Source organism: Rhizobiaceae bacterium (assembly GCA_023953845.1).
Lineage (GTDB): Bacteria > Pseudomonadota > Alphaproteobacteria > Rhizobiales > Rhizobiaceae > Arvimicrobium.
The window spans coordinates 969371-991499 of sequence record JAMLJC010000001.1 but is presented as its reverse complement, the minus strand read 5'-3'; the positions used below and the strand labels follow the sequence as shown (position 1 = coordinate 991499).

Genomic DNA, 22129 nt, shown 5'->3' with positions numbered 1-22129 from the left:
ATGGCCCGAACCATCGTCGTCGGCGGAGCCCAGATGGGGCCGATCGCCAGGAGCGATACCCGAACGCAGGTCATCGAGCGGCAGATCGCTTTGCTTTACGAGGCCAAGGCGCGCGGCTGCGAGCTCGTGGTCTTTCCGGAATTGGCGCTCACCACCTTCTTTCCGCGCTGGTGGCTAAGGGACCAAGCCGAGGTCGATGATTTCTTCGAGGCCTCCATGCCCTCGCCTGAAACGCAGAAGCTCTTCGATACCGCCAGAGCCCTGGGGATCGGCTTCTATCTGGGTTACGCCGAACTCGACCGAACCAATGGCGTGCGGCACTTCAATACCGCCATACTGGTCGACCAGACCGGCGTCATCGTCGGCAAATACCGCAAGGTTCATCTCCCCGGACATGCTGACCATCGCGAAGATTGGGCGCATCAGCATCTGGAGAAGCATTATTTCGATGTTAGCGACACCGGATTCCGCGTCTGGTGCGCTTTTGGTGGCAATGTCGGGATGGCGATCTGCAACGACCGCCGCTGGCCAGAGACCTATCGCGTCATGGGTCTGCAGGGTGTCGAGCTGGTGCTCATCGGCTACAACACGCCGATCGCCGACCCCGAGGTTCCGCATCACGATCACCTGCAGGGGTTCCACAACCATCTTGTGATGCAGTCGGGCGCATATCAGAACGGTACGTTCGTCGTGGGCGTCGCCAAATGCGGCAACGAGGAAGGCTCGACCATGATCGGCCAGAGCGCCATCATCGCCCCTACGGGCGAGATCGTAGCCCAGGCCACGACCATGGCCGACGAACTCATCACGGCGCGGATCGACCTCGATCTCTGCTACGATATCAAAGACCGCATCTTCAATTTCGCCGCCCATCGGCAGCCGCAGCATTACGGACTGATCACGGAGCGGAAGGGTGCGGTCCCGCCGTCCGCTCCCGCTGCGCGATGATGGCCAGCAGCCTCGGAGTCCGCGCCGCGGTGATGATCGACGCCCTCGCTCGCTGCTCCGACGATGCGGGGCGGCTGAACCGGCCCTATCTTAGCCCGGCGCATAAGCAGGCGGCGGATCTCGTCGGGCAGTGGATGGCGGAGGCGGGACTTGAGGTGATGGTCAACGACCTTGCGACCGTATGCGGTCGCCTGTCTTGCGGCTGCCCCGGCGCCTCCTCGCTGCTGATCGGCTCGCATATCGACAGCGTCGTCGATGCCGGGCGTTATGACGGTCCGCTCGGCGTGATCGCCGGCATTCTCGCTGCCGACGCGCTCGCCGCCGAGCGACTTCCCTTCGATCTCGAGATTCTGGCATTCGGCGACGAGGAAGGGCTCCGTTTTCCCGACGCGACGATCGGCTCGCTGGCCCTTACGCGGCCACTCCCGCAATCCCTGCTCGAAACGAGCGACCAGAGCGGCCTGAGTATGCACGAGGCGCTGGCTGCATTTGGCATCTCCGAGCCCAAGCTCGCGCCGCTCGCCCGGCGTCCGGAGGACGTGCTGGGATTTATAGAAGTTCATATCGAGCAGGGACCGGTGCTTGAGCAGGAGGATCGGCCGCTTGGCATCGTGACTTCTTTCGCGGCGGCTGGCCGCTTTACCATTACCGTGGAAGGACGGAGCGGGCATGCCGGCACGGTGCCGATGGCGCTGCGACACGACGCTTTCAGCGCAGCGGCCGAAATGGCGCTCGCGGCCGAGCGGCTGGCCCGGGCATCGGCGGCTGGTCTGGTCGCCACTGTCGGGCATATTTCGATCGCGTCTCCGGCTGCCAACAGCATCCCGGGATGGGTCCGCTTCACGCTGGACCTGCGGGCTCCCGACGATGCGACCTACGTGGCAGGCAGACTCGCCATGGAAACGGCCTTTGCGCAATTGGCGCATGACCGCGGCGTATCGCTGAACATCGTGACGGACTACGAGGCGTCAGCCACCCCGTGTTCCGCGGAAATGCAGAATACCCTCGCAGCTGCCTTGTCGAGTCTCGGTATCGAACCATTCCGGTTGCCCTCGGGCGCTGGGCATGATGCCCAGACGATGGCGGATCTCGCACATGTCGGCATGCTGTTCGTGCGATGCCGTGGCGGCGTGAGTCATCATCCCGATGAGTATGCTTCGCCCAAGGACATGGGCCTCGCCGTTGTGGCGCTAATCGAGACGATTAGGCAACTTGCACGCGGAATGCCCGATCGCCGTGGAAAGCGTGGAAGAATAGTATAGCGAGTTCGGCGGCTTTGACATGCGGAGGAGGTCCCAGTGCGGAGAATTTTTACCGCAGAGCTCACGTCTGTATGCTCGCATGCTCCTGGCGCATCCTTGGATTGTGCCCTCATCGCATCAATTTCCATCGAACAACCGACTTGGATGCGAGATTCTGCCTAAAATCCTATAGGATATAGGATTGTCGCTGCCATTCCCCCATGATACCAAATCCCGGCAGGCAAGAGGCTTCGATGGGCATCGCATTCCCCAAAAGCCGGATGGATGGCGACGCTGCTGGACGCGGCGGTCGTGTCATCGGTCGTCATGGTCTGGTGGACGATGTGTATGGGGCCATTTTCAATCAGCTCATGGCGCTGGAAATCGCGCCGGGCGTCCGCATAACGGTCGACAATCTCGTTCGCGAACTCGGCGTCTCGCAGACGCCGATCCGCGAAGCGCTGGGCCGGCTGGAGGGCGAGGGTCTGGTCGTCAAGACGCACCTGATCGGCTACAGCGCGGCTCCGCAGATCTCGCGCCGAAGCTTCGAGGAACTTTACGAACTGCGCTTGCTGCTGGAGCCGGAAGGCGCGCGGCGCGCGGCTGAGAGCATGGACGAGGACAGGCTTCGTTCGCTGCGGCAGCTTGCCGGCGCCATGGCGCAACCATCCGATGGAGACGAGCGGATGCGCTATTCCGCATTCGCGCGCCAGGACGCCGCTTTCCACGACAGGATCATGGAGTTCGCGGAGAACGCGCTCATCCGCAGCACGCTTGCGCACCAGCACACGCATTTCCACATTTTTCGTCTCATGTTTCATGCCCGCGTCACCGACGAGGCGCTCGAGGAGCACGATGCGATCATGCGGGCATTTTCTGCACGTGACGGCCATGCGGCGGACAGGGCGATGCGGATGCATATCGAGCGATCGCGCGCGAGATTGAGGCCGGCGTTCGGATAGCTTCATGGAGGCGCGTGAAACGCCATCAGACTGCAGATAACTGGGCGAACCGAGACGGCATACCATTCGAAGGAGGAAACGACATGCCCGGCAAGAAAATCCTGATGCTCACCGGAGAATTTACCGAGGAATACGAGATCTTCGTGTTTCAACAGGGCATGGAGGCGGTCGGCCATACCGTCCATGTCGTATGCCCGGACAAGAAGGCGGGCGACAAGATCCAGACGTCGCTGCACGATTTCGAAGGACACCAGACCTATATCGAACGCTACGGTCACTTCGCCGACATCAACAAGACTTTTTCGGAAGTGAAGCCCGAGGAGTATGACGCCGTCTATTGCGCCGGCGGCCGCGGCCCGGAATATATCCGCACGGACAAGCGCGTGCAGGCGATGGTGCGCCACTTCCACGAGGCGAACAAGCCGATCTTCACCATCTGCCACGGTGTCCAGATCCTTGTCGCGGTCGACGGCGTGGTGCGTGGCAAGAAGGTGGCAGCACTCGGCGCCTGCGAGCCCGAAGTGCGGCTTGCCGGCGGCACCTATATCGATGTCAAGCCGACCGAGGCCTATGTGGACGGGACCATGGTGTCGGCCAAGGGCTGGACCGGTCTTGCCGCCTTCATGCGCGAATGTCTGAAGGTGCTCGGCACCGAGATCCGACATGGAGCCGTCGCGGGAAGCGAGAAAGCCGCGGCGTAGCTCGATGGAAATGGTGCGCGGATCGTTGAGGGTCCGCGCACATTGAAAGTCAGACCGTCAACCCGCTTCGATGCACATGCCGGCGGCGACGGTCACTCGCCCCAGCGCAGGGCGAGGATGTCGAGGTCCCGGGCGAGTTCCAGAAGACGCTTCTTCGTGCGCTCCGACATCGGCTTTAGCGGATGGCGCACCGCGTCGCTGCGGATCACGCCGCCGGCGGCGAAAACGGTCTTGGTGGCGCGCAGGCCGCACTGACGGTTTTCATGATTGATCAGCGGCAGACATTTCTGCCATTGCGCCAGCGCGGCCGCCTGATTGCCGGCGCGATAGTCGGTCACGATCGGCCGGATCATTTCCGGGAAGAGCGCCGATGTCATGGTGCCGGTGGCGCCGGCGTCCAGGTCGGCGAGCAGCGTCACCGCTTCCTCGCCATCGAACGGCCCGTCTATATGCTCGCCGGCCGCGTCGATCAGCGCCGCCAGCTTGTCGGCGGCGAAGGGACATTCGATCTTGAAATAGGTGACATTCTCGAGCTCCTTCGCCAGCCGCGCGAGAAGATCGACCGGCAGGTTGACGCCCGACAACGGCGCATCCTGAACCATGATCGGGATACTGATGGCATCATTCACCGACTTGAAGTGCTCGAAGATGCCCTGTGGCGCGGGAAACAGTCCGGAGCCGTGATAGGGCGGCATCATCATCACCATCGCCGCGCCCATGGACTCGGCGGCCTTCGCGCGCTGCGTGACGATGCCGGTCGAGAAGTGGCTGATCGTGACGATGACCGGCACGCGGCCTGCCGTATGCTCGAGGCAAAGGCGTATCAGCAGCGCGCGTTCCTCGTCCGACAGCAGGAACTGTTCGGAATAGTTCGCCAGTATGCAGATCGCGTCCACCTTCTGGTCGATCATGCAGTCGATGACACGGCGCATGCCATCTTCGTCGACGCGGCCATCCGCATGGAACGGGGTTGGTGCGACGGGAAGAATGCCGGTCAGCGGCTGGGTCAGGGGCATGGTCGGTTCCAGGGTCAGAGTGGAAAAATGCGTGCGAAGAAGTTGCGCGATGCGCGGCGATCTCGATCATGACGAGAGTCGGTCGTGCAAGGTGTGCTTCCCGTCCTGACGATAGTATCGCCGCCGTGCCGAACGCAACTCGTTCCTGTGCGCAAGCCGCCACTCGGAGCTTTATGGCTTGACGAGGCGACCGCAAAGGCATGTGAGGCCGACAGGCCCGCATGCGATGCGGGAACTTTGCCGCAGCCCGGCTGAGTTTTCCCGGTGCTGCTGCCGTGCTAAACGCCTCCTATCAGGAGAATGCGTTGAAAGCGGTGAGGCATCGAAGCAGCGGAATAGCCGTGATCGTCGCGGCTCTGGTGCTTTTGCTGCAGTCCTCCCTGACGGCTTCGGCCATCGCTGCGATGCCGGCCGGCCCGGCGTTGGACTTGTTCGGAAATCCGCTTTGCATCACCGGCGCCGGTCACGGCAGCCCGATGGAAGGCGATCACGCCAAATTGCCCAACTGCTGCACGATGGCCTGCGCCTCGGCCCTCCCGGCTCTTCATGCGCCTCAAGGCACTGCACCAGCATTCCCTCCTGCGCGCTCCGCCGACATGCCGCTGCCAGCGCTTCATACATTACAGGATCGGTATACTCGCGATCACGATCCGGGACGACCTCGCGCGCCTCCGCTCACGGTTTGATACGAATGGCGCCGAAGCCCGGCGCGAATCCCGTTCGAGTCCAGCCCGTGGCGCAAAGGCGCATCAGGGCATACCGGAGCATGATCGATGCAAGTTTTCATTCGTGGTGCCGCGCGCGCCCTCCTTCCCAGCCACTCCATCTCGCTTTTTCGCTCTTCAGGCGAATGGCTCGGCACACTCGCAGTCACGGCCATGCTGGTCGTCTTCTGCTCGGGCGCGTTCGCGCACGACTACAAGGCCGGCAATATCGAAATCACCCATCCCTGGTCGCGCGCCGTGCCGGAAGGCGCCAAGGTGTCGGCCGGATATCTGACGCTCACGAACAGTGGAGCCGAAGCCGACAGGCTGGTTTCCGCAACCGGAGAGGTCGCCGACAAGGTCGAGATTCATGAGATGGCAGTCGACTCCAGCGGCGTCATGACCATGCGGCAACTGGAAGGTGGCGTCGAGGTTCCGGCCGGTGCAACCCTGGAGCTGAAGCCCGGCGGCGTACACATCATGTTCATGAGCATGAAGGACTGGGCAAAGGAAGGCGCGAAGTTCAAGGGCACGCTGACCTTTGAAAAGGCGGGGTCCGTCGACGTCGAGTTCGAGGTTCAGGGAATGGGCAACGACGCAGGTCATGGACATGGTGCGGCCCAACCCGCCGATGGCCACGCCAGTCACGGCGGCTGACGTTTTAGCCAGCCGTGAAAGGCTCTAGGCCTCGGCCCTGACCTTGGGAGGATCGGCGACGGTCGATGCCGGCGGGTTTGGCTCGATGCCCGCCGGACGGGCATCCTGTGCATCCGCGATCTCGATCTCGCGGATCCATTCGCGCCAGATGGCGACGAGAAGGGCCATCAGCACGGGTCCGATGAACAGGCCGAGAAAGCCCATCGTCTTCACGCCGCCGACGAGACCGAAGAAGGTCGGGAGGAAGGGAAGCTTGATCGGACCACCGACAAGCTTCGGCCGGATCGTCTTGTCGACGATGAAGAGTTCGGTCGTGCCCCAGGCGAAAAGCGCGAGACCGGCGAAGAGAGAACCGCTGGCGGCGAGGTAGATCGAAACCAGCGTCATGGCGAGCGGCGCGCCGCCGGGAATGAGCGCCATGATGCCCGTCAGCACGCCCAGCGTGACGGGTGACGGCACGCCGGCGATCCAGTATGCGGTGCCCAGCACGACACCTTCGCCAATGGCGATGAGAGTCATGCCCATGACGGTGGAGCTGATCGTCGCCGGCACGACGCGCGAAATGCGCTCCCAGCGCATCGGCAGGATGCGCTCGCCGACGAGATCGACCTGCGCCACCAGCTTCTCGCCATCGCGATAGGCGAAGAACAATGCGATCAGCATGAACAGGATTGCCAGCAGAAGCGAGAAAGCGCTTCCACCCGCTGCGAGCACTGTCTGATAGATGTTGCGGATGTTCGAGCCGCTGATCAGCTGAATCACCTCGCCGATGCCGCCCGGATGGCCGAAACGTGCTGTCCATTGTTCGTTCAGCCATTCGCCGATCCACGGCAGCGCGACGATCCATTGCGGCGTCGGGGCGCCGACGCGGTTCGCCTCGAATGCCCAGCCGACCCATTCGCGAATCTCCGCGACGGCATAGCTGGATGCGTACACGATGGGCACGATGAGGAAGGCAAGGATGAGCAGCAGCGCCAATGTGGCCCCGAGCGTGCGGTTGCCGTCCACCAGCCTCAGCAGGCGGCGATAGAGCGGCCAGCTCGCGAAGGCGATGACGATGGCGGTGAGAACCGGAAACAGAAAGCCGTGAAAGAAATAGGCTCCCGCCAGAACGACGAGCACCAGCAACCAGCGCGCCGCCGAAAGCGGCGGCACGACTGCGCGCGTCGACGTGCCGAGCAGATGCGGCTGCTTGGGCGGCGGGGGAAGGCCGGCGGCCAAGGTCAGGCGCGCTCCCCTGCCGCGGCGGCGGGCAACATGCGGTATTTCCCGACGTTATGACGCGAGTGAATGAGCATGATCGACACTTCCGGTGTTCTCCGACGGGCAAATCCTGTCCCTATAAAGCGCAGCTTGGCACGTCAGGACAATGACTTTCGAGAGAAAGGCTTCCGACGCGCCAAAGTATCGGACGCTGCGGCGAAATCTTCACGCGACCGTCGTTCCGGAACAAAGCGGTTTCCCGGCCGTTCGATCTGGGCAGCGCGAGCATTCGATCTCTGGACAGTGAGCGCGGCTCCGGGGTCACAGTCGGAGGAATGGAGGGAGAGATGAGCAAGACAAGCAAAACCCAGAAATCCTCTGCGCCGGATACCGCTGCCGGGCGACGCAAGCCATCGACCCGAAAAGCATCGACGCGTGCCCATAAAAGCACCGCCGCGCGGGCATCTTCCTTCGCCTTCCAGGCGACCGATTCCGTGCTGCAGGCGGCGAGCGAAGGGGCCTCCAGCATCACGGACCGGGTTCACGGCATGCTCGATGAGCAGGTCGACCGCGGCGCGGCGATGATGAGCCAGGTGGCGAGTTCGACGCGGCTTGCTGCGGACGACATGAGTGAGACGCTGCCCCATGTCGCCGGCCTCGTCGGCTCCATGGCCGATCGTATCGATGCCTTCGCCGAAGAGGTGCGCGACAAGACGGTCGATCAGGTGGTGGGCATAGCCGCCGATTTTACCCGCCGCCAGCCGCTGGTGACCTTCGGCTTGGCGGCCTTGGCGGGTTTCGTCGTCATGCGCGCTCTGGGCAACAGTTCGGTTCCGACGCAGCCCGCCCGGCCCGCCGCCAAGAAACGGAGAAGCCGCAATGGCTGACGAAGCGCCGAAGGCGTCGGCGCTTCTGCAATCGCTGACGGATGTCGCGACGGACGCCGTCGACCTTTTCCAGAAAGAGCTGAAGCTGGCCAAGGCCGAGATCGCCGACAACATCGCGCGAACCCTGCGCGCCGGATTGTGGATGTCGGTGGCCGGCCTTTTGGCATTGCTGGCGGCGCTGCTCGTCATTCAGGCAATCGTGCTCGGCCTGATCGCCTGGGGCATGGCTCCGCACTGGGCCTGTCTGCTGGTCGCGGCAGTTCTGGCGATCGTGGGCCTCGGCTGCTTCCTCAAGGGCAGGGCGGATGCGACCGCCGGCATGGCTCCGGAGCGGGCAATCAACCAGATCAAGCAAGATATCAAATCGACGAAGGAGCAACTGTCATGAGCGTGCTGGATCGTGTCGTCGCCGCAGCGAAACGGAGCCCCGAAGGCGCGCTGCTGTTTGCCGCCGGCTGCGCGCTGCTGATGCGCGGCGTGGGCGCTGCGGCGCACAGGTTGCGCGGAGAAGAGGATCTGCCTCGTGCCACTGGCCGGGCGCGGCGCAGAGGGCGTCACGCCGAAGAGGATGATGCCCGCGGATTGTTCGGCGTGACGCGGGCGTATGCGTCCGATGTCGCCGGAAGGATGGCCCATTCGGCGGAGGAAGCCGTGAGCTATGCCGACGACGCGCGTCGTGCTGCGGCGCAACGGACGGGCGAGGCGATGCGGGGTGTGCGGGGCGGCGCATCGGATGCGGTCGACCGCATGCTTGCCCAGCAGCCTCTTACTGTCGGCCTCATCGGTATCGCGGCGGGCGCGCTGATCGCGGCTGCGCTTCCCGGTTCACGTGTGGAAAGGCGCGCATTCGCTCCCGTGGGGGAACGCATCGGCGAAGCTGCTGATGATGCTCGCCGGCGTCTCAAGCGCGCTGCGGATCGGACACGAAGACGCGCGGCCGAGGTTGCTGAGGAACACGGCCTCACACCGGACGGCCTGAAGGAGGCGGCGCTCGATGTCGCGGAGACGTTCAGCGACGAATTCATGTCGGCGGAAAAGCCTGCCGCAGGCCGTGGGCAGGCCGGAGCGGGAACGCAGAAGAAGGGCGCGTCGGGCGGGCGCGCCAAGGCAGGACGCGGAAAGGCGGCCGCATCACGTTCGGCAAAGCGGTCCTCTGACGAGAAAGTGACGGAGAATGAGGTCCGGCCTCATCGCAACGCCTCGTGTGACGCCGGCGATGGCAATGCGGCGCGTGAGGATGATCAGGGCGCGCGTGATGGCTGAAGATCTGAGAAAGCTGGAGCGCGAGGCCGAGACGGCACGCGCCAAACTGATGGGTGACATCGCAGCGCTGCGTGCGCCGGGCGGGCTGACCGATCTGCCGGAAACGCTCAAGCAGGCGGCGCTTGAAAAGCGCGACAGCTTCGTCGAGGAGGCGCGGGCGCGGAGCCGTTCCGTGGTCGAAACGATCAGGGAAAAGGCGGTGGCCAATCCTGCCGCGGCACTGGTGATCGGCGCCGGCCTCGCCTGGCATTTCCTGCGCCGTCCGCCGATTGCGATCGCGCTTGTCGGCGGTGGGCTCTTTAGCCTCCTACGCACTCCCGTCGACGCTTCGCTGTCCGGGCGGCGGGGCGATGAACTGGAACGCGCGAAGCAAAATCTGAAAACTCAGGCCGGAGAGCTGGGTTCACAAGCCGCCGAACTCGGTCGCCAGGCGGGCAGGAGTGTGGAGGAAAAGGCTGCCGAACTCGTACGCGACGCGAGAACAAGGGCAGCGGCGCTGGCTGCGGATGCGCAAGACAAGGCGGCGGACATGATCGACGAGGCCAGGGATCGCGCCTCCGAACTCGTCGGGGAGGCGAGGGACAAGGCTTCATCGCTGGCTGACGAGGCGAAGGCGGCCATTGCGCGCACACCGCTCGGCCGTTTCGTCAGCCAAGACGAGGAAGAGCCTGCCATGGATGATCTTTTCGACGATGGCGAGGAAGAGGTCGACACGCGCGGCAAGGTGTTGCGAACCGACACCCTGCTGTTGGGTGCCGCCGGGATCGCTCTCGGCGCGGCTATGGCAGTTCTCTATCAGCGTCGGCAGAACGAGCCGGTGGACTAGGCATCACCAGCATGGCTGGAAGGAGAAGCGGCGGTCGTCCTCGACCGCCGCCAATTTACGCTTGTCCGGAAACGGGAACTCAGCTGCCGTATACTTCGCGATAGGCGTAGCGGAGCATGTCGGTGCGATTGCCGTTGATATCGGCGAGGTCGCGGTCGCTCATGCTGAGGATTTCGGCCGTGAGGCGGTTGTAGCGCTGGCGCTTTGCAACCCGCTGACGGACATTCTTGACGATCGATGCAAACATCGGAACAGATCCCCTGGTCTATGCTGCCTTTCGGCGGCGAGGTTGTTCCTCCCGATGCAAAGATGGTGTGCTGTATTGTGCGATGCAATAATTCATATTGCAACGCAGCAATGCATTGAGTGCATAACGGCTAAAAATATTTCACGGTTGTCTGAGGACATACGGCGTTCTTTCGGGTGATCGCCGCGAAGGAAGATATCCAGCTAAAGATCAGGGCTGCCCGGCAGGAGCGCCTGCCTCGCCGATATAGGCGATGCGCAGCATGTTGGTGGCGCCCGGCGTTCTGAGCGGCACGCCTGCGGTAATGATGATCCGGTCACCAGCGTCGCCGAACTGCTCCTCGCGCGCGATCCGGCAAGCCCTGTCAACCATGTCGTCGAGGTCCGTCGCGTCCGGAGACACGACGCAATGGGTTCCCCACAGCAGCGACAGACGCCGTGCGGTGCTCTTGATCGGCGAGAGCGCGATGATCGGCACCTGCGGCCGTTCCCGCGCCGCGCGCAGTCCGGTGTTGCCCGAGGCCGTATAGGTCACGATCGCCGCGAGCTTCAGCGTTTCGGCGATTTCGCGGGCGGCAAGGGATATCGCGTCGGGCCCGGTCGCCTCGGGCGTGCTGCGTTGCGCGTTGATGATGCCCGGATAGAGCGGGTCCTTCTCGACCTGCGTGGCGATGCGGTCCATCGTGGCGACCGCCTCCACCGGATATTGCCCGGCAGCGGATTCGGCCGACAGCATGATGGCGTCCGCGCCCTCGAAAACGGCGATCGAGACGTCGGATACTTCGGCGCGCGTCGGCACAGGCGCGGTGATCATCGATTCCAGCATCTGCGTCGCCACGACCACCGGCTTGCCGGCGCGGCGCGCAGCGCGCGTGATCTGCTTCTGGATGCCGGGCACCTGTTCGAGCGGCATCTCGACGCCGAGGTCGCCGCGCGCGACCATGATCGAATCGCTGAGCTCTATGATCTCCGCCAGTCTGGCGACGGCCTGCGGCTTCTCGATCTTCGACATCAGAAGCGCACGGCCACGCGCAATCTTGCGCGCCTCGGCAAGATCGTCTGGCCGCTGGATGAAGGAGAGCGCCACCCAGTCGACGCCGGTTTCCAGAACCGCATCGAGATCGGCGCGGTCCTTTTCGGTCAATGCGCCGACCGGCAGCTCCGTATCCGGCAGGCTCACCCCCTTCTTGTCGGAGATTCGCGTTCCGGCGACCACCGTCGTCACGATCGAGCGGCCGTCGCACTTGATCGCCTTCAGTTCGAGCTTGCCATCATCGATCAGCAGCCTGTCGCCGGCCTGCACGGAGGTCAGGATCTCAGGGTGAGGCAGGTAGACGCGCGTGGCGTCTCCCGGTTCGGCATTGTCGTCCAGCGTGAAGGTCTGGCCGACGACCAGCTCCTCCTTGCCGTTCCGGAACTTGCCGACGCGCAGTTTCGGTCCTTGCAGGTCGGCGAGAATGCCGATCGGCCGGCCCACCTCCGCCTCGATCTTGCGGATTCGCGCAACGAGCGCCCGCATGGCGTCGTGATCGGTGTGGCTCATATTGATGCGGAAGACGTCGGCGCCGGCATTGAACAGCTTGCCGATCATTTCCTCGGAAGAGGAAGCCGGACCGAGCGTGGCGAGAATCTTGACCCTGCGGTTGCGTCTCATTGACCTTCAGTTCCCGAGGGAGCGGCTTCGCCGCCCGGTTCTGCTTCGCCGGAAAGCTGAACCATCCAACTCGCCTGCTCGCCAGTGTCGTATTCCTGGAAGCCGGCGCGCTGGAAGCCGCGGGCAAAACAATCGTTGACGCCGTTGATCTTGAACTCCTTGTCGGCCACGCACATGTTGACGGGGCCGTCCCAGCGGCCACCCTTTTCGGCGTCTTCGGCGTAGAGATAGAAATAGCGCGACGAGAGCGGTCCTTCGATAAGCGTCTTGCAGCTTGAGCCGGCGATATGCCACCAGCCCTCCGTCACCCAGCCGGCTGCCGCGCGATATCCTATCGCGACGCCGACGAGGCTCTGCGTGCCGTTGCAGACGCGAAAGTCGGCAAGCGCAGCCGTTGTCCCCAGCGCCGGTAGCACGCAAACGGCCGCGAGAAGGCCGAGGGAGGCATAAGATAGTCGCTCAGCAAAGCGCCGCGGCTGCAATTCCCAACCCCTCCAGCGTGACATCGGCATCGTGGTGACCCTTTTCGGAAAAGTCGGCGTGCATGTCAACGCGCGCTTCCGCTCGTTCCAATCGATTTAGAGCGTGTTGCCGCGCATGATCCCATGGCGCCGATGTCGGAGAAAAGATTGACAAAACGACGACATTCGGCCTGTCTCACGGTTGTGATTGCGGCATTCCGCCGTGCAGGGCATTTCTTTCATGGTGCGTACCGTTGTCTTTCGGCCCTTCGAGATGATCGAGGGAGACCGCGGGCGCGGCCTGGTGCTGCTCGCCGATCATGCCGGGCGCGCGCTGCCGGACGAATATGGCGACCTTGGCTTGCCGCAGGCTGAGTTCGACCGCCACATAGCCTATGATATCGGGGTGGAGCGGGTGACCCGCAGGCTGGCCGAATTGACCGGCGCGCCGGCGCTTATGGCGAATTTTTCCCGTCTCCTGATCGATCCCAATCGCGGCGAGGATGATCCGACGCTTATCCGACAGCTCTATGACGGCACGGTGGTTCCCGGGAACTATCCGATGACGGCGGAGGAACGGGAGCGCCGGCTCGATCTCTTCTACCGGCCCTATCACGACGCCGTCGGCGCTCTGGTCGCCTCGGTGCATGCAGCTACCGGTGCGGCGCCTTTCGTGTTCTCGATCCATTCATTCACGCCGTCGATGCAGGGTCAGCAGCGGCCGTGGCATGTCGGCATATTGTGGGATCTCGACGATCGCGCGCCGCGCGCGCTGATCGACCTGCTGTCAAAGGACGCGGCGCTCGTGGTCGGCGACAACGAGCCCTATGACGGGGCTTTGCGCGGCGATACCATGTTCCGGCACGCCATCGTCAACGGCTTTGCGCATGCGCTCATCGAGATACGGCAGGATCTGATCGCCGACGATGCCGGCGCCGACCAATGGGCCGAACGGCTCGCGCCGATCGTCGAGGCGGTGAATGCCCGGCCCGACATACACGAGCGCCGCAAATTCGGCTCGCGGACCGGGCCGTTCGACTCTGTGATATAGGAGCCAGCCATGTCCGACCTCACGCCCGAACAGCAGCGCGATTTCGAGGCGGCCGCCTTCCGCCGCTTGGTGCAGCATCTGCGCGAACGCAGCGACGTGCAGAATATCGACCTGATGAACCTCGCCGGCTTCTGCCGCAACTGCCTGTCGAACTGGTATCGAGATGCCGCCAGCGCGGCTGGCGTCGATCTCGACAGGGATGCGTCGCGGGAAATCGTCTACGGCATGCCTTATGCCGAGTGGCAGAAGAAATACCAGACGGAAACGTCGGAAGCCAAGAAAGCCCTGTTCGAAGCGCGGCGGCCGAAGGATCATTGAGTTGCGGGTACGTCGCTTCTGCCCGGATTGAGGCATTCCCCGCGAGCAACCAATGCCTGATTTCGACATGAGGCCCGCCCGGATCGACGACCTGCCGCGCATCACCGCCATCTATGCGGACGCCGTGCTGAACGGCACCGCCACGTACGAACTGGAGCCGCCATCGATCGAGGAGATGGCGGCGCGCTTCAGTGCGACCACAGACAGCGGCTATCCCTATCTCGTCGCGGCCAGGGGCGAATTTGTGTTGGCATATGCCTATGCCAGCGTCTTCCGCACGCGGCCCGCCTATCGTTTCATCGTCGAGAATTCGATCTATGTGGCACCGGAAGCGAGGGGAGCAGGTATCGGCAGGGTGCTGATGGGCTCCCTGATCACGGAATGCGAACGCCTCGGCTTCCGCCAGATCCTTGCCGTCATCGGCGACGGATCACCGAGCAGCGCTTCGGTGAAGCTGCATGAGAGGCTGGGCTTCCGGCATTGCGGCACGCTTGAGGCGACAGGCTGGAAACACGGCCGCTGGCTGGACACCGTCCTGATGCAGTTGTCGATCAACGGAGGTCGTCAATCAGATCCGGACCCGCAATCGCTTCCGGAAAGGCGGTTCAGGGAAACCCGCTGAACCTCGCGACCTCACCACATTTCCTGTCTGTAGACCTCGTCCAGCCAGCGGTCCTTCGAGGCTGCGCTTTCGGCGAATTTGATCTGGTCCTTAAGGATCTCGCCCAGCGTCGGCATGGCCGAACGCGGCTGCCATGTCTCCGGCTGCCAGAGCTGGGAGCGCATGAATGCCTTGGCGCAATGCATGTATACGGCGCGTATTTCGACCACCAGCACGCTGAGCGGCGCCTTGCCTTCGGCGGAAAGGCGCTCACGTAGCGTTCCGTCGACGGTGATCCGTCCGGTGCCGTTGATCCGGAGCGTCTCGTTCATGCCGGGTATAAGGAACAGTAGCCCCACAGCCGGATTGACGAGCACGTTTTCCCATGTGTCGAGCCGATTGTTGCCGGGGCGGTCGGGGATGGCGATGGTTGCGTCGTCAAGCACGGTGACGAAGCCGGGCTTGTCGCCTTTCGGCGTCACGTCGGCATTGCCGCTGCCGTCCGACGTGCCGATCAGCACGAAGGGGCTGTTGGCGAGAAATTTTCGCACATGCGCGTCGAGCGTCCGCATCTCCTTCTTCAGCGAGCCGTCGGAGGCTGGTTTGTAGTGCTCGCGCAGTTCCTCACTTGTGCTGATGAACTCCATGGGTTCCTCTATTTGCCGGCGTTTTCGTCAGCGGAGTGGCGCATGATCAGCGGCATCTGACTCAAGGTGAAGACGAGGGTGATCGGCATGATGCCCCAGACCTTGAACGCCACCCAGGCGTCGGTCGAGAAATTGCGCCAGACGATCTCGTTGGCAAAAGCCAGGAAGAGGAAGAACAGGCCCCAACGAAAGGTGAGCTTCTTCCATCCTTCGGCGTCGAGCTTGAAGGCGGAATCGAAAACATAGCCGAGCAGCGACTTGCCGAAAGCGAGGCCGCCCAGAAGCACACCGCCGAACAGCGTATTGACGATGGTCGGCTTCATCTTGATGAAGACGTCATCCTGCAGATAGAGCGTCAACGCGCCGAAGACGAAGACGACGACGCCCGACACAAGCGGCATGATCGGCAGCGACCTGACAAGAATCCAGGACACCACGAGCGCGATCGCCGTGGCGATCATGAACAGGCCCGTGGCTAGGAAGATCGGGCCGCCGAAGGCGCCCAGCACCGGGAATTTCTGCACCAGCCATTCGCCGCGCGTGTTGGCAAAGAAGAAGATCAGCAGCGGACCGAGTTCGAGCGCGAGCTTCAGAAGCGGGTTCATTTCCTTCTTCCGCGGGTCGGCGGGGTCGCGCTCGAGAATGGGTTCGTTCATCCCTGCACCCCTGCAATCGCCTTGGCGAAGTCGCCGGCGGAAAACGGTTCGAGATCGTCGACCTGCTCGCCGACGCCGATGAAATAGACTGGCAGCTTGTGCTTGGCGGCGATGGCGATGAGGATGCCACCCCGCGCCGTTCCGTCGAGCTTGGTCATCACCAGCCCATTGACGCCGGCGACGTTGCGGAAGATCTCCACCTGATTGAGCGCGTTCTGGCCGGTCGTGGCATCCACCGTCTGGAGCACCGTATGCGGCGCCTCCGGATCGAGCTTGCCGAGCACGCGCACGATCTTCTCCAGTTCCGCCATCAGTTCGGCCTTGTTCTGCAGCCGGCCGGCGGTGTCGATGATGAGCACGTCGGAACCTGCTGCCCTGGCTTGCTCGAACGCGTCGTAGGCAAGCCCCGCCGCATCCGCGCCGAGCTTGGAAGAAACGACGGGCGACTTCGTGCGCTCGCCCCAGATTTTGAGTTGCTCGATGGCGGCGGCGCGAAAGGTGTCGCCGGCCGCAAGCATCACCGAAAGCCCGCCTTCGGTGAGCTTTGCCGCCAGCTTGCCGATCGTCGTCGTCTTGCCGGTGCCGTTGACGCCGACCACGAGGATGACATGCGGCTTGTGCGACAGGTCGAGTTCCAGCGCTTGCGCGACCGGGGCGAGCACCTTACCAATCTCCTCGGCCATCACGGCGCGGACTTCCTCGTCCGACACGTTCTTGCCGTAGCGGCCGGAAGCCAGAGAATCGGTGATGCGTAACGCCGTCTCGAGGCCGAGATCGGCGCGGATCAGCACATCCTCCAGATCCTGCAGCGTTTCCTCGTCCAGCTTGCGCTTCGTGAAGAGGCCCGAGACGTTGCTGGTCAGCTCGCGCGATGAGCGCGACAGACCTTGCCTGAGCCGCTGGAACCATGACGGGCGCGGAGCGGGCGCCGGCACCGCGGGTTGAGGCTCAGCCTTCTGCTCGACCTTTCTGGCGACGGTGACCTTGCCTTCGGCAGGGCGCGGGGAAACGGGCTGCGCGGTGGGTTCGAGCGCCGCCGCGCGTGACGATTGCTCCTGCTCCGCCCGCCTCTGCGTTTCCGTTGCAGCCGCCACCGCCGCCTCGCGCGCGACATTTTCCTTGGCTGCCTCTCTTTCGGCGAGTGCGGCTGCGGCCTGACGCTCCGCCTCCACGGCCTTTGCGGCAGCTTCGGCGGTTTCGCGGGCAGCAGCCTCGGCAGCTCTAGCCTGCGCCGCCTTCTGCGCAGCGGCGGCTTCCGCCAGTCGTCTCGATTCCTGCTCGGCTCTTGTCGCGGCCTCCTCGGCCAGCTTGATGGCGGCCCGTCTCGCGGCCTCGTCTTCCGCAGCCTGCAGCGCTGCAGCTTCCTCGGCTGCGCGACGTTCCTGTTCGGCCAATCTTTCGGCTTCTGCCGCCGCCTTCGCGGCAGCCTCCAGAGCCGCCTTCTCTTCGGCTTCTCTCCGGGCTGCTTCCTCGGCGGCTTGTCTTGCTTCGGTCTCAGCCCGGACGGCGGCTTCGCCTTCCAGCGTCGCAGCCTCGAGTGTCGCAGCCTCGAGCACCGCCGAATCGAGCGGCTTCAGCTCATCGCCGTCGGTGCGCAGGCCGGGCGTCTCGACCACTTCCTTCTTGCCGAAGGAAAAGACCTTCTTGAGGATACCCAAAGCCATCTGCGACGAAACCCTTAAGCCGCCCGCGCGGCGGCCGGAGCGGCAATCAGGCGGTTGCCGTCATGCCCGGCGATCAACGCTTCGACGATCTCGCCCGCGGCGCCGAACCGCACGCTGGCCAGCGTGAAACCTTCCGTGCGGCCGGACCCCTCACGCTCGATCAGCAATAGCTGCGGTGTTCCCGCGAGGGATGTGAGATGTCGTGCATACGCACGGTCGCCCGCTTCGCGCAGCCGCGCCGCGCGTGCCTTGACCGCACGGCGGTCGACCTGCGGCATGCGTGCGGCCGGCGTACCTTCGCGGGGGCTGAACGGAAAGACATGCAGATGCGTCAGGCCGCATTCATCGATCAGCTTCAGCGAGTTCTCGAACATCGTCTCCGTCTCGGTCGGGAAGCCGGCGATGATGTCCGCGCCGAACACGATGTCTGGCCTCAGCCGCCGCACATCCTCGCAGAAGCGGATGGAATCGTCGCGCAGATGGCGGCGCTTCATGCGCTTCAGGATCAGGTCGTCGCCGGCCTGCAAGGAAAGGTGCAGATGCGGCATCAGGCGCGGCTCGGTGGCGATACATTCCAGCAGATCGTCGTCGGCCTCGACCGAATCGATGGAGGAGAGACGCAGCCGCTTCACCTCCGGCACCTGCCGCAAAATGCTGCGCACCAGCTTGCCCAGCCTCGGCGCGCCCGGCAGGTCCGCGCCGTAGCTGGTCATGTCGACGCCCGTCAGCACGATCTCGGCATAGCCGTTGTCGGTCAGCCGTTTCACCTGCTCGACCACAGCGCCCATCGGCACGGAGCGGGAATTGCCGCGTCCGTAAGGGATGATGCAGAAGGTGCAGCGATGATCACAGCCGTTCTGCACCTGCACGAAGGCGCGGGCCCGGCCCTCGATGGCGTCGACCATGTGCGAGGCCGTTTCGCGCACGGAAAAGATGTCGTTGACCCGCGCCTTCTCCGTGTCGTTGACGCCGAAATCGGGCAGTGCGCGATAGGAATGCGCCTTCAGCTTCTCCTCATTGCCGAGCACGAGATCGACCTCGTCCATCTCGACGAAGCTGCCCGGCTCCGTCTGCGCGGCGCAGCCGGTGACGATGATGCGAACGTTCGGGTTTTCACGCCGAGCCTTGCGGATCGACTGCTTGGCTTGGCGCACGGCCTCGGCCGTCACGGCGCAGGTGTTGAAGATTACCGCGCCGTCCTTCAACGCGCCGAGCCCAGCGGCTTCCGCCTCGCGCCGCATCACTTCCGACTCGTAGGTGTTGAGCCGGCAGCCGAAGGTGACGATATCGACGCCCATCAGGCCGCGCTTTCCGTGGCGCGGGACCATGCGCCGGTGGCCGGATCGAAGCTGCCGGAAAACTCCCATTCGGCCGGACCGGTGAGGATAACATGATCGTCGGCGCGCCATTCCACACGAAGATCACCGCCCGGCGCAGTGAGCCGGATCGTGCGTTCGGTGCGACCGGTGCGCGCGCCGGCGACCGCCGCCGCGCAGGCGGCCGAACCACAGGCGCGCGTCAGACCTGCGCCGCGTTCCCACGTTCTAATGATCAGGTGATCACGCGCAGCGACCTCTGCGATCGTGATGTTTGCGCGCTCGGGAAAGATCGGATGGTTTTCGAGGAGCGGGCCGAACTTGTCGAGTTCGTAGGACCAGACGTCCCGATCCACCCAGAAGATCGCATGCGGATTTCCCATCGACACGACCGACGGCGAATGCAGCACCGGCGCGTCGATCGGCCCGATCTGCAACTCGATGGCGCGCGTGTCGCGAAACTCCTCAGCCAGCGGAATATCCTGCCAGCCGAAGCGCGGCTTGCCGAGATCGACCGAGATCGAACCGTCCGCATGCTCCTCGGCATTGATGATGCCGGCCACCGTCTCGAAGGTGAAGATCTTCTGTCCGGTTTCGCCGGCTAGCGCCTGCACGACGCAGCGCATGCCGTTGCCGCAGGCCTGCGCCTTCGACCCGTCGGAATTGAGGATGTCGACGAAATAGGCCGTACCCGGAGTCTTCGGATCTTGGATCGCCATGATCTGGTCGAACTTCGTCGCCGGATCGGCATTGAGCGCGACGGCCGCCGCCGCCGAGACGCGATCGGCACGCCCGCGCATGTCGGCGACGATTATCTCGTTGCCGAGTCCGTTCATCTTGGCGAATTCTGCGCGTGCCGACATGCCGCTCGGCCACTCCGTTCCGGTTGCGGCCTATATGGCGGAAAGCCCGTGGAATTACCAGTCCGCCGCGCTTACGTCACGACGATCAGGCCAAGCAGCACCAGCAGGAACAGGATCAAAACGAGGGCAATCAGCAGGCGCGCGCCTGTCGCCGCAACTCCGGCCAGACGCGGAAAGCCGAGCAGGCTGAGCACTGCCGCCGCAATCAGCAGGATGAGTATCCATTTGAGCATGATTTTCCCCAACGCGAACGACGGCTCTCAACGTCGGTTGTCATAGGAGGTTCCATAGAGCCACGCTTGCAGACAGCGCGTCGTTCGAGCCTCAGCGCGTTGACATTCGACAAGCGGTAGCCCGCACTTTCACGGAACATAACCCTCCTACACCGTATTTTAACCATATAGAGTTGAAATTTCGCCAACTTCATCCTTTTGAGTGGTGCCGACCTCAACGGCGCCAAGCCATTTTCTGTGTCCACGGAGGACCCCTGATGCTGATTACGAGAACCGCAGTTCTGGCTGCCGCCTTCGCGGTGCTCGCCGCAAGCGGCTGCACGAGCTCGCGCTTCGCATCAGAGAACACGCAGCCGGCGCCGCTTCCGGCCGCGCCATCCGGGCAGGTGAGCAGCCAGCAATTGCCTCCGCCGGCAACGCCGCAACCCTCGGCGACCGAATTTCCGACCGCGCCGGAGACGCAGGTCGCGGCTCTCCCGCAACCGGACGCGAATGCGCCGGATCTCACGCCCGGCAGCGTTGCCGGCGTATGGAACGCCAGCGTTTCCGGCCAGACCTGCAAGGTGGCGACCCCGCAGACCAAGTTCGGTCAGGGCTATCGCGCCGGTCCTCTGCGCTGTCCCGCGCCGATCGACGGGGTGAAGTCGTGGAGCGTGTCCGGCAAGCAGCTGACGCTTTACGACGAGAGCGGCAGCACGCTCGCGCGCCTCTACGCCTCCGGTCCCGAAAAGTTTGACGGGCAGACCTCCGGTGGCGTAGCGATCACATTGAGCCGCTGATCCTCCCGCCTTTGCCTTCGGAGCCCTTGGCATGCATATTCGCGACGGGCTCCAGCCGCGCGCCACCATCCGGCAACGCTATGACCATCTGGTCGGTACCGGCGAGATTCGATCCGATCCCGCCCAGTTTCCGGTTGTCGCGGCGCTCGACGGCCTGATCGATGAAATCGCCAGCAAGCGCCTCGCCCAGAAGTCGAGCGCGCTTGGTTGGCTGTTCGGCAAGCGCCGCGAGCAGAAGGCGCCTGTCAAGGGCCTCTATGTCCATGGCGGCGTCGGGCGTGGCAAGACCATGCTGATGGACATGTTCTTCGAGCTTGTCCCCGTCCGCCGCAAGCGCCGCGCGCATTTCAACGATTTCATGGCGGACGTTCACGACCGCATCCAGCGGCAGCGCCAGGCGCGCAAGGAAGGCCGGGTGACGGAGGATGACCCGATCCCGCCGGTGGCGCGCGAGCTTGCGGCCGAATCCTGGGTCCTGTGCTTCGATGAGTTCACGGTGACCGATATTGCGGATGCGATGATCCTGTCGCGTCTGTTCTCCGCCCTGTTCGCCGAGGGCGTCGTTCTGGTCGCCACCTCCAATGTCGCGCCCAAAAATCTCTATCGAGACGGCCTGAACCGACAGCTTTTCCTGCCCTTCATCGATACGCTTCAGCGTCACGTGACGGTAATGACGCTGGATTCGGAGACCGACTACCGCCTGGAGAAGCTGGATCGGCTGAAGGTTTATCTCACACCGCTCGACGGGCAGACCGAGCGGCATATGGACGAGACCTGGGCGGCCGTCATCCGAGGCCGGACGCCGTCCGCGGAGGAGATTTCCCTGAAGGGGCGTCAGATCCGGGTGCCGGCCGCCGCCGGGGACGTGGCGCGTTTCGACTTCTCCGATCTTTGCAGCAAGCCGCTTGGCGCACGCGACTTTCTGGCGATCGCGGCGCGCTATCGCACCATCCTCATCGACCGTATTCCCGTGCTCGCGGACGGACAGCGCAACGAAGCCAAGCGCTTCATCCTGCTCATCGACACGCTATACGACAGCCACGCCCGCCTGATCGCGAGCGCCGCCGCGGCCCCGGACAAGCTCTATGCCGGAAAGAGCGGAACGGAAGCCTTCGAATTCGAGCGCACCGCCTCGCGGCTGATCGAAATGCAGAGTGCAGAATGGCTTGAGCAATGGCGGGCGGCTGCTTAGGCTGTGGTGATCGCTGAAGGCGGAGGACCCGTGTCATCCC

General features: G+C 63.9%; 25 protein-coding genes. 14 read left to right on the top strand and 11 right to left on the bottom strand.

Annotation, left to right across the window (positions count from 1 at the left end; all coding sequences use genetic code 11):
- From M9955_04965 to M9955_04950, 4 genes are all read left to right on the top strand, one after another.
- Positions 1-948 carry an N-carbamoyl-D-amino-acid hydrolase gene (locus tag M9955_04965; GenBank protein MCO5080995.1) on the top strand — a complete coding sequence of 316 codons (948 nt, stop codon included), beginning with the start codon at positions 1-3 and terminating at the stop codon, positions 946-948.
- A gap of 32 nt (positions 949-980) precedes the next feature.
- A complete protein-coding gene (locus M9955_04960; GenBank protein ID MCO5080994.1) occupies positions 981-2210 on the top strand; it encodes a M20 family metallo-hydrolase in 1230 nt (409 codons plus the stop codon).
- 260 nt (positions 2211-2470) lie between these two features.
- Positions 2471-3151 (top strand): GntR family transcriptional regulator, encoded by a 681-nt coding sequence (locus M9955_04955; protein MCO5080993.1) that lies wholly within the window; start codon positions 2471-2473, stop codon positions 3149-3151.
- An 83-nt stretch (positions 3152-3234) separates the two neighbouring features.
- Positions 3235-3852 carry a DJ-1/PfpI family protein gene (locus tag M9955_04950; protein ID MCO5080992.1) on the top strand — a complete coding sequence of 206 codons (618 nt, stop codon included), beginning with the start codon at positions 3235-3237 and terminating at the stop codon, positions 3850-3852.
- A gap of 92 nt (positions 3853-3944) precedes the next feature.
- Here M9955_04950 and M9955_04945 read toward each other — a convergent pair whose 3' ends face one another.
- Complete coding sequence (locus M9955_04945) at positions 3945-4868, bottom strand: dihydrodipicolinate synthase family protein (GenBank protein ID MCO5080991.1); 924 nt, start codon at positions 4866-4868, stop codon at positions 3945-3947.
- Positions 4869-5641: 773 nt separating this feature from the next.
- On the opposite strand from M9955_04945, the gene M9955_04940 reads away from it, so the two are divergent.
- On the top strand, positions 5642-6229 hold the full coding sequence (locus tag M9955_04940) for a copper chaperone PCu(A)C (protein ID MCO5080990.1): 588 nt from the start codon (positions 5642-5644) through the stop codon (positions 6227-6229).
- Positions 6230-6253: 24 nt separating this feature from the next.
- Here M9955_04940 and M9955_04935 read toward each other — a convergent pair whose 3' ends face one another.
- Positions 6254-7450, bottom strand: a complete 1197-nt coding sequence (locus tag M9955_04935) for an AI-2E family transporter (GenBank protein MCO5080989.1) — start codon at positions 7448-7450, stop codon at positions 6254-6256.
- Between the two features lie 329 nt (positions 7451-7779).
- On the opposite strand from M9955_04935, the gene M9955_04930 reads away from it, so the two are divergent.
- The 4 genes from M9955_04930 to M9955_04915 are packed head-to-tail and all read left to right on the top strand — an operon-like array spanning position 7780 to position 10408.
- Positions 7780-8319, top strand: a complete 540-nt coding sequence (locus M9955_04930; GenBank protein MCO5080988.1) for a hypothetical protein — start codon at positions 7780-7782, stop codon at positions 8317-8319.
- A complete protein-coding gene (locus M9955_04925) occupies positions 8312-8707 on the top strand; it encodes a phage holin family protein (protein ID MCO5080987.1) in 396 nt (131 codons plus the stop codon). The genes M9955_04930 and M9955_04925 overlap by 8 nt, the downstream gene beginning before the upstream one ends.
- On the top strand, positions 8704-9582 hold the full coding sequence (locus M9955_04920) for a hypothetical protein (GenBank protein MCO5080986.1): 879 nt from the start codon (positions 8704-8706) through the stop codon (positions 9580-9582). The genes M9955_04925 and M9955_04920 overlap by 4 nt, the downstream gene beginning before the upstream one ends.
- On the top strand, positions 9575-10408 hold the full coding sequence (locus tag M9955_04915; GenBank protein MCO5080985.1) for a hypothetical protein: 834 nt from the start codon (positions 9575-9577) through the stop codon (positions 10406-10408). Before M9955_04920 ends, M9955_04915 begins: the two co-directional genes overlap by 8 nt.
- A 79-nt stretch (positions 10409-10487) precedes the next feature.
- Here the strand turns inward: M9955_04915 and M9955_04910 are convergent, their stop codons facing one another.
- From M9955_04910 to M9955_04900, 3 genes are all read right to left on the bottom strand, one after another.
- Complete coding sequence (locus tag M9955_04910) at positions 10488-10655, bottom strand: hypothetical protein (protein MCO5080984.1); 168 nt, start codon at positions 10653-10655, stop codon at positions 10488-10490.
- Positions 10656-10865: 210 nt separating this feature from the next.
- Complete coding sequence (gene pyk / locus M9955_04905; protein ID MCO5080983.1) at positions 10866-12308, bottom strand: pyruvate kinase; 1443 nt, start codon at positions 12306-12308, stop codon at positions 10866-10868.
- Positions 12305-12724 carry a DUF1036 domain-containing protein gene (locus M9955_04900; GenBank protein ID MCO5080982.1) on the bottom strand — a complete coding sequence of 140 codons (420 nt, stop codon included), beginning with the start codon at positions 12722-12724 and terminating at the stop codon, positions 12305-12307. The genes pyk and M9955_04900 overlap by 4 nt, the downstream gene beginning before the upstream one ends.
- A gap of 286 nt (positions 12725-13010) precedes the next feature.
- Between M9955_04900 and M9955_04895 the strand changes: the two genes are divergently transcribed.
- The 3 genes from M9955_04895 to M9955_04885 are packed head-to-tail and all read left to right on the top strand — an operon-like array spanning position 13011 to position 14760.
- A complete protein-coding gene (locus tag M9955_04895) occupies positions 13011-13820 on the top strand; it encodes an N-formylglutamate amidohydrolase (GenBank protein MCO5080981.1) in 810 nt (269 codons plus the stop codon).
- A gap of 9 nt (positions 13821-13829) precedes the next feature.
- Entirely contained in the window at positions 13830-14138 is a 309-nt protein-coding gene (locus M9955_04890) for a DUF1244 domain-containing protein (protein MCO5080980.1), read from the top strand.
- A gap of 52 nt (positions 14139-14190) precedes the next feature.
- Positions 14191-14760, top strand: a complete 570-nt coding sequence (locus M9955_04885) for an N-acetyltransferase family protein (GenBank protein ID MCO5080979.1) — start codon at positions 14191-14193, stop codon at positions 14758-14760.
- Positions 14761-14771: 11 nt separating this feature from the next.
- Here the strand turns inward: M9955_04885 and M9955_04880 are convergent, their stop codons facing one another.
- The 6 genes from M9955_04880 to M9955_04855 form a co-directional block, all read right to left on the bottom strand.
- Entirely contained in the window at positions 14772-15386 is a 615-nt protein-coding gene (locus M9955_04880; GenBank protein ID MCO5080978.1) for a pyridoxamine 5'-phosphate oxidase family protein, read from the bottom strand.
- Between the two features lie 8 nt (positions 15387-15394).
- On the bottom strand, positions 15395-16042 hold the full coding sequence (locus M9955_04875) for a septation protein A (protein MCO5080977.1): 648 nt from the start codon (positions 16040-16042) through the stop codon (positions 15395-15397).
- The gene (gene ftsY, locus M9955_04870) at positions 16039-17706 is read right to left on the bottom strand and encodes a signal recognition particle-docking protein FtsY (protein ID MCO5080976.1); all 1668 of its coding nucleotides are present in this window, start codon (positions 17704-17706) and stop codon (positions 16039-16041) included. Before ftsY ends, M9955_04875 begins: the two co-directional genes overlap by 4 nt.
- A 14-nt stretch (positions 17707-17720) precedes the next feature.
- Positions 17721-19004 carry a tRNA (N(6)-L-threonylcarbamoyladenosine(37)-C(2))-methylthiotransferase MtaB gene (gene mtaB / locus M9955_04865; protein ID MCO5080975.1) on the bottom strand — a complete coding sequence of 428 codons (1284 nt, stop codon included), beginning with the start codon at positions 19002-19004 and terminating at the stop codon, positions 17721-17723.
- Positions 19004-19885 (bottom strand): diaminopimelate epimerase, encoded by an 882-nt coding sequence (gene dapF, locus M9955_04860; GenBank protein ID MCO5080974.1) that lies wholly within the window; start codon positions 19883-19885, stop codon positions 19004-19006. The genes mtaB and dapF overlap by 1 nt, the downstream gene beginning before the upstream one ends.
- A 71-nt stretch (positions 19886-19956) precedes the next feature.
- Entirely contained in the window at positions 19957-20118 is a 162-nt protein-coding gene (locus M9955_04855) for a DUF1328 domain-containing protein (GenBank protein MCO5080973.1), read from the bottom strand.
- 257 nt (positions 20119-20375) lie between these two features.
- Between M9955_04855 and M9955_04850 the strand changes: the two genes are divergently transcribed.
- Together M9955_04850 and zapE are read left to right on the top strand one after the other, a co-directional pair.
- Complete coding sequence (locus M9955_04850; GenBank protein ID MCO5080972.1) at positions 20376-20897, top strand: AprI/Inh family metalloprotease inhibitor; 522 nt, start codon at positions 20376-20378, stop codon at positions 20895-20897.
- 31 nt (positions 20898-20928) lie between these two features.
- Positions 20929-22089 (top strand): cell division protein ZapE, encoded by a 1161-nt coding sequence (gene zapE, locus M9955_04845; GenBank protein ID MCO5080971.1) that lies wholly within the window; start codon positions 20929-20931, stop codon positions 22087-22089.
- Positions 22090-22129: the final 40 nt, after the last annotated feature.